This window comes from Crocinitomix algicola, assembly GCF_001661595.2.
In the GTDB taxonomy this organism is placed as follows: Bacteria; Bacteroidota; Bacteroidia; order Flavobacteriales_D; family Crocinitomicaceae; genus Crocinitomix; species Crocinitomix algicola.
Genome location: NZ_LYPF02000015.1, coordinates 99079 through 116245 on the forward strand (window position 1 = coordinate 99079; position 17167 = coordinate 116245).

Annotated in this window: 18 protein-coding genes; 10 read left to right on the forward strand and 8 right to left on the reverse strand. The window is 35.2% G+C overall.

The annotated features are described in order from the left end of the window. Positions 1 to 63: 63 nt before the first annotated feature. The 3 genes from A8143_RS09345 (at position 64) to A8143_RS09355 (ending at position 2894) form a co-directional block, all read left to right on the forward strand. Positions 64 to 1758: a T9SS type A sorting domain-containing protein gene (locus A8143_RS09345; RefSeq protein WP_070137930.1), complete on the forward strand. Its 1695-nt coding sequence runs from the start codon at positions 64 to 66 to the stop codon at positions 1756 to 1758. A 168-nt stretch (positions 1759 to 1926) separates the two neighbouring features. Then, a complete protein-coding gene (locus tag A8143_RS09350; protein ID WP_070137931.1) occupies positions 1927 to 2133 on the forward strand; it encodes a hypothetical protein in 207 nt (68 codons plus the stop codon). Positions 2134 to 2201: 68 nt separating this feature from the next. Next, entirely contained in the window at positions 2202 to 2894 is a 693-nt protein-coding gene (locus A8143_RS09355; RefSeq protein WP_070137932.1) for a hypothetical protein, read from the forward strand. On the opposite strand, the gene A8143_RS17050 is transcribed toward A8143_RS09355, so the two are convergent. Both A8143_RS17050 and A8143_RS09365 read right to left on the reverse strand, forming a co-directional pair. After that, positions 2874 to 3089, reverse strand: coding sequence for a DUF1731 domain-containing protein (locus A8143_RS17050; RefSeq protein ID WP_175437525.1), 216 nt, complete (start codon positions 3087 to 3089; stop codon positions 2874 to 2876). The two genes, A8143_RS09355 and A8143_RS17050, sit on opposite strands and share 21 nt — an antisense overlap. Positions 3090 to 3577: 488 nt before the next feature. Beyond that, entirely contained in the window at positions 3578 to 3943 is a 366-nt protein-coding gene (locus A8143_RS09365; protein WP_070137934.1) for a DUF1801 domain-containing protein, read from the reverse strand. Positions 3944 to 4069: 126 nt separating this feature from the next. Here A8143_RS09365 and A8143_RS09370 point away from each other — a divergent pair, with 126 nt between their 5' ends. The 4 genes from A8143_RS09370 (at position 4070) to A8143_RS09385 (ending at position 8587) form a co-directional block, all read left to right on the forward strand. Continuing rightward, positions 4070 to 4285, forward strand: a complete 216-nt coding sequence (locus A8143_RS09370) for a helix-turn-helix domain-containing protein (protein WP_070137935.1) — start codon at positions 4070 to 4072, stop codon at positions 4283 to 4285. A gap of 130 nt (positions 4286 to 4415) precedes the next feature. Continuing rightward, positions 4416 to 6623 carry a catalase/peroxidase HPI gene (gene katG / locus A8143_RS09375; RefSeq protein ID WP_070137936.1) on the forward strand — a complete coding sequence of 736 codons (2208 nt, stop codon included), beginning with the start codon at positions 4416 to 4418 and terminating at the stop codon, positions 6621 to 6623. Between the two features lie 205 nt (positions 6624 to 6828). Then, positions 6829 to 8112: a tyrosine--tRNA ligase gene (gene tyrS, locus A8143_RS09380; protein ID WP_070137937.1), complete on the forward strand. Its 1284-nt coding sequence runs from the start codon at positions 6829 to 6831 to the stop codon at positions 8110 to 8112. Positions 8113 to 8158: 46 nt separating this feature from the next. Beyond that, a complete protein-coding gene (locus A8143_RS09385; protein WP_070137938.1) occupies positions 8159 to 8587 on the forward strand; it encodes a hypothetical protein in 429 nt (142 codons plus the stop codon). Positions 8588 to 8657: 70 nt separating this feature from the next. Here A8143_RS09385 and mutS read toward each other — a convergent pair whose 3' ends face one another. From mutS to A8143_RS09400, 4 genes are all read right to left on the reverse strand, one after another. Then, on the reverse strand, positions 8658 to 11234 hold the full coding sequence (gene mutS, locus A8143_RS09390) for a DNA mismatch repair protein MutS (protein WP_070138038.1): 2577 nt from the start codon (positions 11232 to 11234) through the stop codon (positions 8658 to 8660). Between the two features lie 150 nt (positions 11235 to 11384). After that, on the reverse strand, positions 11385 to 11807 hold the full coding sequence (locus tag A8143_RS09395; RefSeq protein ID WP_070137939.1) for a PH domain-containing protein: 423 nt from the start codon (positions 11805 to 11807) through the stop codon (positions 11385 to 11387). Positions 11808 to 11814: 7 nt separating this feature from the next. Next, positions 11815 to 11949, reverse strand: a complete 135-nt coding sequence (locus tag A8143_RS17300) for a hypothetical protein (RefSeq protein ID WP_262485621.1) — start codon at positions 11947 to 11949, stop codon at positions 11815 to 11817. Continuing rightward, on the reverse strand, positions 11949 to 12263 hold the full coding sequence (locus A8143_RS09400) for a YbjQ family protein (RefSeq protein ID WP_070137940.1): 315 nt from the start codon (positions 12261 to 12263) through the stop codon (positions 11949 to 11951). The genes A8143_RS17300 and A8143_RS09400 overlap by 1 nt, the downstream gene beginning before the upstream one ends. 95 nt (positions 12264 to 12358) lie before the next feature. Here A8143_RS09400 and A8143_RS09405 point away from each other — a divergent pair, with 95 nt between their 5' ends. Next, positions 12359 to 13117, forward strand: a complete 759-nt coding sequence (locus A8143_RS09405) for a hypothetical protein (RefSeq protein WP_070137941.1) — start codon at positions 12359 to 12361, stop codon at positions 13115 to 13117. After that, positions 13114 to 13692: a YdeI/OmpD-associated family protein gene (locus A8143_RS09410; protein ID WP_070137942.1), complete on the forward strand. Its 579-nt coding sequence runs from the start codon at positions 13114 to 13116 to the stop codon at positions 13690 to 13692. The genes A8143_RS09405 and A8143_RS09410 overlap by 4 nt, the downstream gene beginning before the upstream one ends. Positions 13693 to 13784: 92 nt before the next feature. Here A8143_RS09410 and A8143_RS09415 read toward each other — a convergent pair whose 3' ends face one another. Together A8143_RS09415 and A8143_RS09420 are read right to left on the reverse strand one after the other, a co-directional pair. Next, positions 13785 to 14726 carry a hypothetical protein gene (locus A8143_RS09415; protein ID WP_070137943.1) on the reverse strand — a complete coding sequence of 314 codons (942 nt, stop codon included), beginning with the start codon at positions 14724 to 14726 and terminating at the stop codon, positions 13785 to 13787. Between the two features lie 135 nt (positions 14727 to 14861). Next, complete coding sequence (locus A8143_RS09420) at positions 14862 to 16403, reverse strand: 7TM diverse intracellular signaling domain-containing protein (protein WP_083261309.1); 1542 nt, start codon at positions 16401 to 16403, stop codon at positions 14862 to 14864. Between the two features lie 187 nt (positions 16404 to 16590). Here A8143_RS09420 and A8143_RS09425 point away from each other — a divergent pair, with 187 nt between their 5' ends. Beyond that, positions 16591 to 17112 (forward strand): hypothetical protein, encoded by a 522-nt coding sequence (locus A8143_RS09425; protein WP_070137945.1) that lies wholly within the window; start codon positions 16591 to 16593, stop codon positions 17110 to 17112. The last annotated feature ends 55 nt before the right edge of the window (positions 17113 to 17167 follow it).

Genomic DNA, 17167 nt, shown 5'->3' on the forward strand with positions numbered 1-17167 from the left:
TAAACACAAGTCTTAATTCGGAGAATCGTAAAATTCAACTAGTTTTGCAATAAACAATTGAATATGAAACTATTTACTTTAGTTGCTGCTTTAACAGTTGGTATGAATTTAATTGGCCAAGTTCAAATTCCTACATGGACAAATACGTTAAAAGGCTATGGTGAATCAGATGGACCGTTTGCAATGACAACTGATGTTTTTGAAAATGTACTCGTTACCGGATATTTCACAGATTCGATTGATTTTAGTACTGGAGAAGAAGAAGAAATGCACTATTCAAATGGCAATAGAGATGTTTTCATTCAAAAATTAAATGCAGAAGGAGAGTTAATTTGGGCGAAAACAATTGGGGGAAGCGGCTCTGACTACCCACTTTGTATTGTCACTGATGCATCTGCTAATATTTATATCGGTGGTGGATTTAGAGAAAGTATGGATTTTGATCCGGGAGATGAAGAAGTAATTCGAACTTCAGAGGCCTATACAGATGCTTTTCTTCTCAAATTAGATGGAAACGGTAATTTTCAATGGGTGAAAACATTTGGTGGAAGTGTTAATGATCAATTTTTGAATTTAGTAATCAGTGAAGATGATGATTTATTCGTTTCTGGAAACTTTGAGAGTACTGTAGATTTTGATGATGGAGATGCTGAAATTATTTTGTCTTCTGTAGGTTCATCAGATATCTTTTTTGGTAAAATGAATCTTGATGGTGATATATTTTGGGCAAAATCTTTTGGCAGTGAAGGATTAGACATGAATGATGGGTTGACCATAGATGATGCATCTAACGTTATATTATCAGGAAGATTTAAGGAAGATATGGATGTTGACCCAAGCGAAGATGAATTAATTCTAGAAACCCCTGGTTACACTGGAGGGTTTGTAAACAAATACTCCAGCGATGGCGAAATTCTTTGGGCTAAAGCTTTTGGAGATCCGTATAATTTTATTGGTAATCATGGTGTGCTATGCGACGAGGATAATTTTATTTACACCGCAGGTTATTTTTACGGAACTGGCGACTTCAATCCAGGTGCTGGCACATTTAACTTAACGGCTGTTGGAGAAGAGTACAATCTTTATTTCCTCAAACTCGACAATGACGGTAATTTCGAAAAAGCACTCGCTTTAGGCAGTATCGCTGGCGGGATTAATATGGGTGGCTTTTGCCGGAATGATGAAAATGAGTTCTTTTATGTCGGCTCCTTTGATGAAAATCTTGATTTTAATCTTGGTGCAGGTACAGCAAATAAAACGGCAGCTGGTGAAGATGATGTTTTTCTATTAAGCATGGACGATGAATTTAATTTTAATTGGGTGCAAACTATTGGTGGCAATAGTTACGACTATGGATTGTGTATTACCAACCAAGGAAATAATCGCGTTGTAATTTCTGGAAACTATACTGAAACTGCTGATTTTGATCCTTCTGAAGAAGTTGATGAGCATACAGCTGTTGTTGGAGGTGATATTTTTATTCAAAATTATGAATTTGGATATTTAGAAATTGCTCAAAATAAAAACCTTGATTTCGAAATCTTTCCTAACCCAAACAACGGTAATTTTTCGGTTAATATTCCTAATGAAGACATTAAAACTCTTCAAATCAAAGATATTTCAGGTAGAATAATTCAAACCATACCTGTTAATAATGCGAATAATATTAAAGTGAGCATAACTGCCGTTCCTGGCATCTATTTTGTCACTGCTGAAACACACGACCTATTTTTAACAAAAAAAGTGGTACTCAATTAAAAAAACAACAAAGTGCTTCTTAAGTCTCCCTATTTCATGTGAGACTTTGTCATACAGAACTTTACACAACGAAGAATTAACCTATATTTTTCTTCAATTTAGTTTGATAATTAATCCTGTTTGTTATATTTGCCCTGTATAATTATTAACAAACGAAAAAAGTAAATTATGAAAAAGGTATTTTTCGCCGCTGCATTTATCGCAGGAACAGCATTAATGACATCATGTAAAAAAGATTACACTTGTGAGTGTACTGCTGATGGAGCAACTTACACTTATGAATTAAAAGATGTTAAGAAAGGTGATGCTGACGACGCATGTGATTCAGCTGGAAATGTATGGATTTTAGCTGGTGGGACTTGCGAGTTAAAGTAAGCCATATTCAATTAGAATTATAGGGCCTTCTCAGGAAGGCCTTTTTTTTGCTTTAAACACAACTAAACATGTTAAAACGAATATTACTAGCCCTCATTTTCCTGACCGTTTCCATATTAATACCATTGTATTTTAACGATCTTCTCGTGTTTTTTATTACTAAACTCAATGCTGGCTGGGTTTTTAGTACAATTTATCTTCGTTTACTTGTTATCATATTTTTTGCCTTTTCACTGCATTTACTTTTTAGTATTGGTAAAAAAACACGGAAAATTAATTTCATCTACACACTTTTAATTTCCTTGCTACCTGGCTTTGGAATATCTTTTATCAAACCTATTTATGAAGGTGATTATGGTTACGTACAGCACCAAAATATACCAGCATTGCCTATTCCTTCGTTAAGTCAAGAAACCAATGGCGCGTTTAACGTAACAGAGGAATCACAAATCGTCTGTTTTTTTACTTCAAACTGCCCTTATTGCAAAGCGCTAAGTTTTAAACTTGGTTTAAATATCGAAGCAGGTCAAAACCTAAAAGTAAGCGCTTTCTTTCCAAGTACTAAAGAAGCCAGAGAAGAATTTTTAGCAAACAACAATGGGCAAGCGTTTAATTCTTACTCAATTTCTGAAGATTTATTTTTGGCCTGCACTGGAGGCGTTTTTCCTGCCACTTTTTTAATTAACGGTGAAGGTGAAGTTGAAAATTTTTGGTCCGGTGACAAAGTCAATTATACAACATTAGACCGTTTTTTTGAATAATAGTGCTGATAAGGCTAATGGCAACGTTGGATATTTAAAATGAAATTCCTTTTCAATTAATCGTTCTGGAAAAACGTACCTACTTTTTAACAATAATTCTGTTTCTGTTCGTACTATAAGCGCTCCTAATTCCAACAGCCATGTTGGTTGATTAAAGCTGATTTTAACCCTCAACTTTTCACAAAGCTCTTTCATAAACACCTTGTTTTGGATAGGTTTGGGGCTAGTTATATTTATTGGTCCGACAATTGAAGTGTTTAAACAACAATATTCAACCGCCCTGCAAAAATCCAATTCATGAATCCAACTTATGTATTGATTACCTCTACCTTGTTGCCCGCCCAAACCAAATTTCGCTAACCGTTGCATTAAAGGGAAAGCACCTCCACTATTCCCTAAGACTATAGAAGTTCTTAATGCAACTCTACGAATAATATTTACCTTTTTTATGGTATTGTCTATCCCCTTGGATAAACCTACATTTGTCTTGTTATTTAGAATGAATCTAAATTAATTGTTCTAAAAAATGAATTGTAAAATTGGACATTAAGAATGCGTCACATTGATTGTCCAATAATTTTGTCAGGGAAGAATAGTCATATCTATCCAATCCAGATTCTCTAACATCTGGTTATTCTTTCTTTTATCGAGGGAGAGCTGTTTCAAACGAGGAACAGCTCTTTTTATTTTTTCTTTTTCTTATTCAAACTTAATTGTACCTCCATTGCTAATCCTAAAATCTCCTCTACTTCATCTTTATTAATATCTGTCTCAGGTGTAACAGCATATATTTTCATCCGTTTTCTATCGCCTTGCTCTAACCTTGGGTGATTAATATACCTACCTTCAACGAACAAAAAATAAGGTGCTTTCGTTTTTTTATCGATCCATAAATAAACCAATGGTTTACCTAAATATAGAAAACAGGGGGAGCCATATTTAACTGTTTCTTCAATAGTCTCGGAAAACCCTAAAATTAAATCCCTCATCGCCAGCATGCAACTTTGTATTGGCTCTACCTGCCTAAAATAAAAATTCCCTTCTTTCATGTTTAGTCAATTCTGTACAAGATAAAATAATCCTATATCATCAGCAATTGTAAGAATTAATTATCATCAATGCGTTGCTATGGTGCAACTTTTTTATTATATTGCTAACAACCGCAACCTACTACTATGACAGACGAAGAATTTAAACAAAAGCTTGGTAAAAAATTACACAAGTTGAGAAAGGATAGAGATTTAACACTTCATCAGCTTGCCACAGCTACCGGAGCTCACAAAACAACTATAATGCGCATAGAACGCGCAGAGATTAATCCTTCAGCAAATTTAATCAGAAGAATGGCCGGAGCTTTAGAAGTCCCTATCACTGATTTAATGGAACCTTAATTTTACAAAGGAGTTAAATTAACCTCTTTTTACTATTGGTTTTTCTTATGGTATTATAAAAATTATCAATTTTTTTAATCCATAAAATTGCTATAACTTGCCGTCTAATAACAGTTAAAACCAGTTCGTTATGAGTGATAACACAAACAATATCAGTAAATGTCCATTTCACAATGGTGCTATACGCGAAAGTGCAGGAGGCGGAACAACCAATAAAGATTGGTGGCCAAATCGATTAAATCTTAATATTTTAAGACAGCACAGTAGTCGCTCTAATCCAATGGAAAATGGATTTGATTACGCTGAAGAATTTAAAAAATTAGACTTTAACGCGGTAAAACAAGACTTGTTCGATTTAATGACGGATTCGCAAGAATGGTGGCCAGCTGATTATGGTCATTATGGTCCGTTATTTATTCGAATGGCATGGCATAGCGCAGGCACATATCGAATTAACGATGGTCGAGGTGGTGCGGGGTCTGGTACGCAACGATTTGAACCATTAAACAGTTGGCCAGACAATGTTAATCTTGACAAAGCAAGACTATTATTATGGCCGATTAAACAAAAATACGGTCACCGTATTTCTTGGGCTGATTTAATGATATTAGCAGGCAACTGTGCTTTAGAGTCAATGGGGTTAAAAACATTTGGATTCGCTGGAGGGCGTGAAGATGTTTGGGAATCCGAAGAAGATATTTATTGGGGATCCGAAGGAAAATGGCTTGACGACCAACGTTATACTGCCGAACGGGAATTAGAAAAACCACTAGCAGCCGTGCAAATGGGACTAATTTATGTAAATCCTGAAGGACCAAACGGTAATCCAGACCCGCTTAAAGCCGCTATTGATATTAGGGAAACATTTGCAAGAATGGCAATGAACGATTATGAAACAGTTGCCTTAATTGCTGGAGGACATACTTTTGGTAAAACGCACGGTGCCGCAAATCCAGATGAATATGTTGGACGTGAACCCAGCGCCTCTCCCATGGCTGAACAAGGGTTGGGTTGGAAAAATAAATACGGAACAGGCAAAGGCGCAGATACGATTGGAAGTGGATTAGAAGGGGCTTGGACGACCACCCCAACACAATGGAGCAATAATTTTTTCGAAAATCTATTTGGATATGAATGGGAACTCACCAAAAGCCCGGCAGGCGCTCATCAGTGGAAACCAAAAAATAATGCCGGTGAAGGTTTGGTGCCAGATGCCCATGATCCTTCGAAAAAACACGCTCCTTTCATGTTAACCACTGATCTTTCATTACGATTTGATCCCGAATATGAAAAAATATCTCGCCATTTCTACGAAAACCCTGATGAATTTGCGGATGCTTTTGCACGGGCATGGTACAAATTAACACATCGAGATATGGGACCGGTTGAGCGTTATCTTGGTCCAGAAGTTCCACAAGAACAATTAATTTGGCAAGACCCCATTCCTGCGGCTGATTATGATCATATTAACGACCAAGATCTAGAAACCTTACGGAATAAAATCAAAACCAGTGGACTTACGATTTCAGAACTTGTCGGTACTGCTTGGGCTTCAGCTTCAACCTATCGTAACTCGGACAAAAGAGGTGGGGCAAATGGGGCAAGAATTAGATTCGCTCCGCAAAATTCGTGGCAAGTAAACCGGCCGGAACAATTGAAAAAGGTCCTCGATAAATTAACTGAAATTCAACATGAATTTAATTCAAGTCAAAGCACAAAAAAAGTATCTATTGCTGATTTAATAGTTCTTGGGGGTAATCTAGGTGTGGAAATGGCAGCTGCCAAAAATGGACATGAGTTAAAGTTAAGTTTTTCTCCTGGAAGACGAGATGCTAAAGAAGAAGATACAGATGCAGAAGCATTTGACGCACTAGAACCTTTAGCTGATGGGTTTAGAAACTACTATGAACCAAAGCATAAAACCTCCCCCGAGGAAATGCTTGTAGATAGAGCACAGTTATTGACGTTAACTCCTCCAGAATTAACAATTCTTAATGGCGGACTGAAAGTGATAAACATCAATTATGATGGCTCAACTAACGGAGTGTTAACCTCAAAACCAGGAACATTATCAAACGATTTCTTCATCAATTTGCTTGATTTAGGTACAACTTGGAAGGCCACTTCTGAGGATGAAAAATTATTTGAAGGGTTTGACCGTAAGACAGGAAAGAAAAAATGGACAGCTACACGAGCAGACTTGGTTTTTGGATCTAATAGTGAATTACGGGCGCTAGCCGAAGTATATGGTTATGATAATGCCAATGAAAGATTCATTACGGATTTTGCCCAAGTTTGGACAAAAATCATGAACCTTGATAGGTTTGATTTAAAATAAAAATTCCTACAACTTTTTATTCAACTAAAACTTAAATAATAAGGTCGATATAAAAGATTTATATCGACCTTAATTTTTGATTCTTCAATCTCTGCAAATTATCACCCCTCGTTAAAAGCTCCATTTGCATTAAATAAACCGGAGTTATAATTATAGTTCATCAACAAAACCTTTATCTTTACAGCCTAAATTAAATTATTAAAAAATGCCTGTAAATTTTGTAGAAGAGCTAAGATGGCGTGGAATGATTCAAGATATCATGCCAGGAACGGAAGAATTGTTAACCAAGGAAATCGTTGCAGGTTATTGTGGCTTTGATCCTACAGCCGATTCTTTACATGTTGGGTCATTAATTCCAATCATGATGCTTAAACACATGCAAAGGGCGGGCCACAAACCTTTTGCTTTGGTTGGAGGTGCTACAGGTATGGTTGGTGATCCATCTGGAAAATCTGATGAGCGAAATTTGTTGGATGAAGCGACGTTGGCTAAAAATGTTGCGGGAGTTGAACGTGTTTTACGTCGATTTTTAGATTTTGATGATGAAAAAACTGGTGCAACATTAGTCAATAATTACGATTGGATGAAAAATTTTTCATTCATTGAATTCATTCGTGATGTCGGCAAACATTTAACCGTAAACTATATGAGCGCCAAGGACTCTGTTAAAACAAGAATACAAACGGGTATTTCTTTTACAGAATTCTCTTACCAACTTATCCAAGGATACGACTTCTTACATTTACACAAAAACTTTAATGTTAAAATTCAAATGGGAGGAAGTGACCAATGGGGTAACATCACCACCGGAACAGAATTAATTCGAAGAATTGCTGGCAGTGAAGGATTTGCTTTCACGTGTCCTTTAATGACGAAAGCGGATGGTACCAAATTTGGAAAAACAGCAGGAGGAGCGATTTGGTTAGATACCAATAAAACTTCTGAATATGCTTTTTACCAATTCTGGATTAATGCGAGCGATGCTGATGTACCAAAATACATTAGAACATTTACCTTCTTAAGTCGAGAAGAAATTGAAGCTTTAGAGGCCGAGCATAATGCTGATCCCGGCAGAAATATTCTCCAGAAAAAACTTGCCGAAGAAGTTACCAAAATGGTCCACGGACAAGAAGGTTTAGACAAAGCGTTAAGAACGACAGAAATCCTTTTTAATAAAAAAGCAACCGTTGAAGACTTGCGCCAATTGAGCGAACAAGATTTTTATGATGGATTTGAAGGTGTACCTCAAGCGACCATTACCCGTGAAGAAATAGAAAACGGACTTGGAGTAATTGACGCGCTATCTGCAAGAACGGGATTTTTAAGTTCGAATGGTGAAGCAAGAAGAGAGTTAAAACAAAATTCAATTGCAGTAAATAAGGCAAAGGTTAAAGAAGATTATGTCTTAACCTCAGACGACCTCATAAATGACAAATTTATACTTTTAGGAAAAGGTAAAAAGAATAACTACCTTGTCATTGTGGAATAATTTTTGAATTCGTTCTCTTTACATTTAATAGAAGTAAATTTAAATCATGAAATATATTTTATCTATAGTTGCAGCAATTACTTTACTTGCTTGTAAAACACCTGAAATTGTACAATATCAATACAAATCGTCTACAATGTTGGGCGCTCGTACTATTACAATCACCAAAGACTCTGTTATAACGACTTATAAAGGACGAACAGATGAAACGTATCAAGCCCGAGCAACTGAAGCGGAAGAATGGGAGGAGTTACAAACGGCCTCTAAGACAATTGAACTAGAAAATATTGCAGATTTAGAATCTCCGACTAACCGTAGACAAACTGATGCTGCCCCATTTGGTTCCTTAGTTTTGACAACCAAGGACAGCACCTATAAATCTTCTACTTTTGATGGTTTTGATGGCCATGTGTCAATTGCACCGGTATTAGCCACAATTAAAAAAATATCAATGAAAAACAATGAAAAGCGCTAAACTCACTGTTTTATAAAGTTATGAAAAACAGAGCCTTTTGAGCTCTGTTTTTTTTTGCTTTTTTGGAAGATTAACCGCCAACATATTTTTTAATTTCATTGAGTTTCATTAAAGCTTCCACGGGGGTCAAAGTATTGATATCTATGTTTTCAATTTCCTCTTTAATCTGCATTAATACAGGATCATCCAATTGGAAAAAACTCAATTGCATATTCTCATCAGGGCTTATTTCTTTTTTTCCTCCATCTTTTAAATCTCCCGCATGATTTTTTTCTAATTGTGCCAAAATTTGATCTGCTCGCTGCAAAACAGGCTTCGGCATGCCAGCCATTTTTGCCACATGAATTCCGAAACTATGCGCACTTCCGCCCGGTACTAACTTGCGCATAAAAATAATTTTATTCCCCATCTCCTTCACCGATACATTATAATTTTTAATCCGTTCAAATTGTAAATGCATTTCATTTAATTCGTGGTAATGGGTGGCAAACAATGTTTTGGGTTTAGCAAGACCATTTTGGTGTAAAAATTCAGTTATGGACCACGCGATAGAAATACCATCGTATGTACTGGTTCCTCTACCTATTTCATCAAGTATTATCAAACTGCGCTCTGATAGATTATTTAATATACTCGCCGTCTCATTCATTTCAACCATAAAAGTTGATTCACCGGAAGATATATTATCTGATGCTCCAACTCGGGTAAACACTTTATCTATCAGTCCAAGTTTTGCAGAAGTTGCAGGAACAAAGCTTCCCATTTGTGCCATTAACGAAATTAAAGCTGTTTGTCTTAGTAAAGCAGATTTACCAGACATGTTTGGACCCGTGATCATGATTATTTGTTGAGAATCGTTATCTAAATAAACATCATTGTTTATATACTCCTCTCCAACGGGTAATTGCTGCTCTATTACCGGATGTCTCCCCTCTTTAATATCGATAACCAAAGAATCGTTCATCACCGGTCGACAATAATTGTTTTTACGAGCAACCGAAGCAAAAGCATGTAAACAGTCTAATTTTGCAAGTTGAGAAGCATTGTGTTGAATCGGCGTTATGAAATCAGCCATTGATAATACCAAATCTGATAATAATTGACTTTCGAGATGATGAATTTTTTCTTCAGCACCTAAAATCTTTGCTTCATATTCTTTTAATTCTTCTGTAATATAGCGCTCTGCATTAACAAGTGTTTGTTTTCTAATCCAATCTTCAGGCACTTTATCTTTATGGGTATTACGGACTTCAATATAATATCCAAAAACGTTATTAAAGGCAATTTTTATACTTGGTATCCCTGTTCGTTCAACTTCCCTTTCTCGCATTTGCTCAAGGTATGATTTGCCATTATTCAAAACATCCCTCAGTTCATCCAGTTCAGGGTGGATTCCATCGGCAATTACAGGTCCTTTTCCAACAGCTATTGCCGGATCTTCATTAATTTCTCGATCAATGCGTTGTCGAAGACCAGTACAAGGGTTAAGTTGATCAGCAACCATGGGCAGTGCTTTTGCCTCAGCTAATTCACATGCTTTTTTAATCGGTTCGATGGCTGCTAATGCTCTTTTTAGCTGTATAATTTCTTTAGGATTAATACGTGTGGTGGCCACTTTTGAGATAATCCGCTCTAAATCCCCAACTTCCTTAAGGTGGTTTTCAATTGTACTTTTAAAATCATCTTGTTGTAGGAAATAATCAACAATCTCGTGCCGCTCTTGGATTGGTGTTAAATCTTTTAAAGGTAAAACCATCCAACGTCTCATCATCCTACTGCCAGGTGGAGTAATCGTCTGATCGACAATATCAATCAAGGTAACAGCTCCTTCGTTTTGCGAATAAAGTAGCTCCAAATTCCGAATGGTAAAACGATCCAACCAAACATATCGATCCTCTTCTATTCTTGAAATATTACGAATATGTCCAACTTTATCATGCTGCGTTTGACTGAGGTAATGCAAGGCTGCACTACCGGCAATTACAGCTAAATTTAACTGGTCAACACCAAAGCCTTTTAAAGACTTAACCTCAAAATGCTTCTCTAGATTTTCAAACGCAAAGTCATTAGTAAACACCCAATCCTCCAGTTTGTACGTATAAAATTTATCACTAAAATGTTCGAGGTATAACTTTTGCTTGCCTTTTTGAAAAAGTATCTCTTTTGGACCAAAACTTTGAATCAATTTATCGATGTATTCAAATCCACCTTCAGCGACCAAAAACTCACCTGTTGAGACATCTAAAAACGAAACTCCAGCCTTTTTCCCTTCGAAATGAATGGCAGCCAAAAAATTATTTTCATGCCCATTCAAAACTTTATCATTGTATGAAACTCCAGGTGTAACAAGCTCTGTAACTCCTCGTTTTACAATTTTTTTGGTTAGTTTTGGGTCTTCTAATTGATCGCATATCGCCACTCGAATTCCTGCTCGAACTAATTTCGGCAAGTAAGTATCAAGCGAATGATGAGGAAAACCTGCCAATTCAGTTTCTGACGGACTATCTTTTCCTCGTTTAGTTAAAATGATATTAAGAATATTGGACGCTTTTATAGCATCCTCACCAAAAGTTTCATAAAAGTCGCCAACTCTAAACAATAACATCGCATCAGGATATTTCATCTTGATTTGATTATACTGCTTCATTAATGGCGTTTCACCACTTTTTTTACTTGCTTTTTTTTTCGCCACCTGATGTTGATTTTAGGAAAAACGAAAATACAGGATTGCCTGTGGATATTAAAATTTGGCCGCTAACACTTTTCAATATTTGTTAACAAGTAGCGCTTTTCATTATTAAAGATTAACCTGTATCTCTGCATTTATTTGCAATAAGTCAGCAGCTAATTCTTTTTGATTGTTCGGAGAAATAATCACCTCATCGTATTTATTATACTTGATTAATAATCGATCAAATGAAGGCGCTGGCGCTGAGAGTTTTGAATTCGTTTTTTCGATTGAACGAATTTTCTCTACCGGAATATTTATCTTCATTAAAAACCCCGCTTTGATGAAAAATTGATTCTTATCGATATAATATTTTGTTCCCATAAAGATGTACCCGACACCAATTGCCGAAATGAGCAATATTATACTTGGTAGAATTACTTCTGAAAAATCAGAATTTGAAGAATAGATGAATGGAATTGGTGCGATACAAATTAACTCCACCAATATAACAAACCACCAATCAATTTTTACTTTATATGATTTATACATACATCAATTAATTATCACGCTCTTCGAAATCCTCCTCCTTTTTAATTCGAATTCGCCTAAAAATCAAATAAATAATTAGAATCAATCCTACACCCCAAATTATTCCATGAATGCCAAAAACTATTTTAGTTACAACATCCATTATTTGAGTTTTACAGCAGTGCCATAAGCCAAAATTTCAGAAGCACCTTGCATTACCATTGATGTGGTTAAGCGAATGTTTATAACTGCATCTGCTCCTAACTTTATCGCATCTTGTTCCATACGCTGCATAGCCTGTTCTCGAGATTGTGCTTGCAGTTTGGTATACTCGTCGATCTCCCCTCCTACTAGATTTTTTAATCCAGCGAAAATGTCTCTACCCACATTTCGCGCTCGAACTGTACTGCCTCTTGCAATGCCTAAAATTTCTTCAATCTCCTTATTTGGAATTTTATCTGTTGTCGTTAAAATCATTGTTCAATTTTTACTCTAAAAATAATGATTTTTTTAGAATTTGTTCGGAATATTTGATCGTTTAAAACTCAAAAATTTAACTGTATATTTGGCTTATGTTTAAGGTGATTTCAATATTAGTCATAGCACTTTCAAGCTGTATAACTCGCACTGAAAAAGGGAAGTCAACTCCAGAAATTTCACCTATCAAAATAGGTAATGACGAATCTAAAACCTTAGAACAAGATGACAGACAAGTCATTGATTTAAAAAAACTCAAATTTAAAGTCAATCCGCAGTCTGACACTCCCAATTTTAAAGGGGTAAATACCGCATTCTTTGGTCCAAAGATTGAGGAAAAAGATTATTTAAATGATAGTATTGCGCAGCGCAAAGGAGACACTTTGATCATTCAACTAGAAAACGGAAAAAATAGTGTTTTCACAAACTATACCCCAAATGGTGAAGCGTCTTTTACCAATACATCTTTGCATTATGAATATAGAGGAACCGTAGATAAATTCACCCAAATTGCCGTATTGTCTTATGAATATAGTTGGGTAATTCTTTTAAACCGTATCAATGGAGACACAACACACGCGATAGGAAAAATAACAGCAGTTCCTAATTCTCCCTACTTTTTGGCTGCAAACGCCGACATTGAGTCGCGTTATACAACGAATGGCTTTCAACTTTATGAAAAAATTGATGGCATATTACATGCGGTTGCTATTTGTGAATTTTATACGTGGGGCCCAGAATTTGTACACTGGAAATCATCCCACGAACTCGAAATTACCGCATCGAAATTAGGAAGAGCAGATAATAACTATAACCTAATTCATGAAAAACTTCTGTTAACACGATTAGAATGAAAGAAGAATACGATTGTTTCTATCCAACGAGTACGGAAGAATGGCGAGCATGGTTAGCTGAAAATCATGCCAAAAAAGATTCCATTTGGGTAATATTTTATAAAAAAAGTTCAAAAGAACCCAGCATAACTTGGAGTGAAGCCGTGGATGAAGCCATTTGTTTTGGTTGGATTGACAGTTTAAAAAAAACAATTGATGAGCGATCTTACCGTCAAGTTTTCACCCCTCGAAAACCAAAAAGTGGTTGGTCAAAAATTAATAAAGAGAAAGTGATAAAACTAACGCAGCTAAAAAAAATGAGACCTGCGGGAATTGCAGCTGTTGAACGAGCAAAACAAAATGGGATGTGGGAACTTTTGGATAATATAGAAGCATTAATCCTTCCTTCTGAACTAGAAGCGACCTTTAAGGTTGAACCATCAGCACGTGAATTCTACTCCTCATTATCCAACAGTAAAAAAAAGGGTGTTTTATACTGGGTAATTTCGGCAAAGCGACCAGCAACAAAAGCAAAGCGCATCGAAGAGTTTCTAAAATTCGCAGCGGAAGATAAATTACCCAATAGGTTTGGATAATCAAAAAAACCCTTCAACATAGAAGAGGTTTTGTTTTGGATTGCTGCTTAAATCCTAGCAGCTTTATTGAACATTTACAGTTTTACAAGTTTTTAATCTTTCCAATAAGGTAAGGCAAGTTGTTTGTAATAATTCTCTAAATCACTATAAGACAGATTATTTGCTAGCCAATACAACAATACGTATAGCTCGTATTTATATAATTCGTCCTTATCAATGGGTTGACTTTTCATTTCTTCGATGAACGCTTTCATTCTTTTAGAATCATCCTTACCATCCATCATATGGACGTAGTCAAAATAGTACTGCGCCGTAATGAGGTGATTGATAAATTCTGATTTTTGAGGTAATTGATCTAAAAATGCATTTACTTCATCCATTGATCCTCCCCATTTTGGCGAAATAGCCGAAAAATAACTGAAATTCAATTCTGCATGATTTTCATCTTCTTGAACTGCATTTTGATAAGTGTCTTTAATCAAATCACGTTCGACATTTAATGCTTTATAAATCTTTAAGAGGAGTGCATTAATATTCAATCGATATTTAGAATCTTCGTTAGTAGACTTTAATAATTCTTTTGCCTCAACGAGTTTATACTTAAAATTGGCCAGGTTTTTTTCTGAGACGGTGTCAACAGTATCTCTACCTCGTATTTCCCATGCATCAAATACAAGTTTATAGGCTTTAATTACTTTTGGTAAATCCGATCGTGTTTCTGAGTTTAACCATGAATTAACATCTGTTTCATTCGCATATTGAGCTAATGACCGAAAAGCAAAAGTTCGATAACTACCCTTTAGTGAATCTATTCGCTTTTGAACTCCTAAACGGTTACCTTCATTCATTAAGCGATTAAGCTCTTTAAACTCTTCTAAACCAAGCGAATTATCTTCTTTAAATTTATATTTTGTAAATCTATTGATTAAGTTATCTAATGGATCAAAATTCAAATATTTACTCAAAAGCGCCAAAACACCGAAGCCTATTAAAATCCATTTCACATATGGATAACTTTCAAAAAATTCATTCATTTTTTTCTAATTTCAATTACAATAATTCTTTTAATCAAACCTACAAAAAGAATTGAATTTAGCAAGTAAATTCAGGGGGACAATTCGGGGTACCCGATTTTAAAGCACTACAAAACAACAGGTTATTTATAACAACTAAATCGCTTTTAAATAATCTTTCAAATTAATAGTACCATTCAATTTCATTTTTTTTCGAGCTCTGCTTCTGGCTTTTTTAACACTATCTGGTGCTATTTTTAAAACTTCGGCAATCTCTTTTTGCGAATAGCCCACTCTAATTAATGTTAATAATCTAACTTCTGATTTAGTCAAATCATTATGCATATTTACAAGAGATTCTAGGAAGTTTGGACTTAAGTCGCTTAGCTTATTTTTAAATTGGTCCCATTCGGATTCATTGTTGAGTGAATTTTCAATGAGTTTAAAAATTCCAGCAAACTCTATTTTCTTAGCATTTTCGTTGTTTATTTTATCTAATTCCAACTGTTTCATCTGCAACTCATTTTCCAGGTTTTGACTTACAATCAGCTTCTTTTTCACCAAAATTGAAATAAAATAGGTAAATCCGATAAACTCAAAAATAGTTCCGATTTTAAAATAGGAAAATGGATCTCCAGGCAATATCGTTGTATGGCTATCTACAAGGCCTAGAGTGACAAATAAGACAAAAACTGAGTATGAAATTAAGTAATAGGTTGACTTTTGCTTTCTTTTTTTTAAGGCAATAAACACAATGGTAAAGGCTAAGATAATCCATATAAACCCAAAAATATTCTCCAGCATGTGTAAGTTGCCAACCGAGGAATAATAATAAACAAGTTGATAGACTGTAGGAACACCCAACGTAAGAAACAACATCATTTTAATAAATCGGTAAAATTTGGGATTCGTAATTTTCGTTTCCAAAAAACGCGTACAAAATAAAATGCTGGTTAGAATCCATAAACGAATGGCAATAAACATGAAATGATCAACAACTAAATGAGTTAAACCAATCCCATATAAGCGCCCCTCAACAAATAAATACATCAAGCAGCCAAAGACAATGTAAATGCAATAATAAAAATAAATGCTATTCTTTATCAGCCTGGAATAAAAGAGATTGATTATTAAAATAATAAAAATTGCGCCATAAAAAATTGTGTCAAAAACAAGCGTTTGATGTTGAATTTCAGAAAAGGATTCTTCTGTTATAATACTTGGTGTTGCCTGCAGAATACGACCATCACTAGATGTACTAATTAAATATTTACTATTTGCTGTAGGAGAAAGTTCCAATACAAAATTGGGTTTTGAAAAATTTACGCTTCGATGATCTTGATAAGCTGTGTCAACATCTGGCTTTAAATAACTATAGCGCTGTGCATTAGAATCCCATTTATAAAAACGATAATTTCTATTGATTAAATCGTTGCACAATAAAACTACCCGACTTAATTTTTCCGTTTTTTCGAAATCTACTTTGATCCACACCTTCCCTTTAAAGAAACCTAAATCCAAATTTTGATCATCGACAAATTTAATATCGTTGTGCCATGCCTGACTATTTTCTTCTAATACTGCAGTTTGAATGGAGTATTTTACCTGAGTTAAATTCGAGTTTTGGCAAGATGTCATCACAGAGACTACAACTAATAGGCATAAATAATACTTTAGTATCAGTTTATTAAAGGTCATAACTATTTAATCAAGATAGAACAAAAATGGGGTAAAAAGTAGAACAATCAGCTAATCGGCCAGGGAAAGTTTTGAGTGTACGTTTTCGTTGCATCACTCTTGAATTACTTTGTTAAATTCTTCCTAAATTTTTAAGGACACCAATCTTTTTCTTAAATTTATTCAAGTCACTGAAAACTAACGAATCATGAAGACTCAACTCCTTTGCATTTTACTAATTCTTTCCGCGATATTCTTTCAAAGTTGCACAAATACCCAACAAAGCGATTCATTCAATACAGTAACTCTCAACGAAATTGCACCGCAATTGGGAGCCAATCAATTGTATGAACTTCCTGAAAAAGCGGACTTTATTGATGAATTATTAAATCTTATTGTTTCACGAAAAGACAGTGTGCCTGTTGAATTTCCCGGATTATACGATTCGCTAGCCCTTCAAATACCCGCTGACACATTGGAGCAATTAGTCTTGGTCGATAAACTTGAAAAACAAGGATTTTCAATACAAAAATGGACAAGAGGTAATTTTGCCAATGGTCCTAGAATAGTTGTGGTAGAAATGGAAAAAGAAGATTGTCACTGTACGGTTAGTAAAAAATATTATGCGAATACAATTTCCTCTGAGCATTGGGAAATGACTGAAACTATTGCATGTACTCGTGGATCGGAATCTGAAATTGCACAATTTAAAGCAATTCGAAAAAAATAAAAAAACCACGATTAAACCTTCTTTACTTGTTCTGGTCAAAAGACTAAAATTGGAA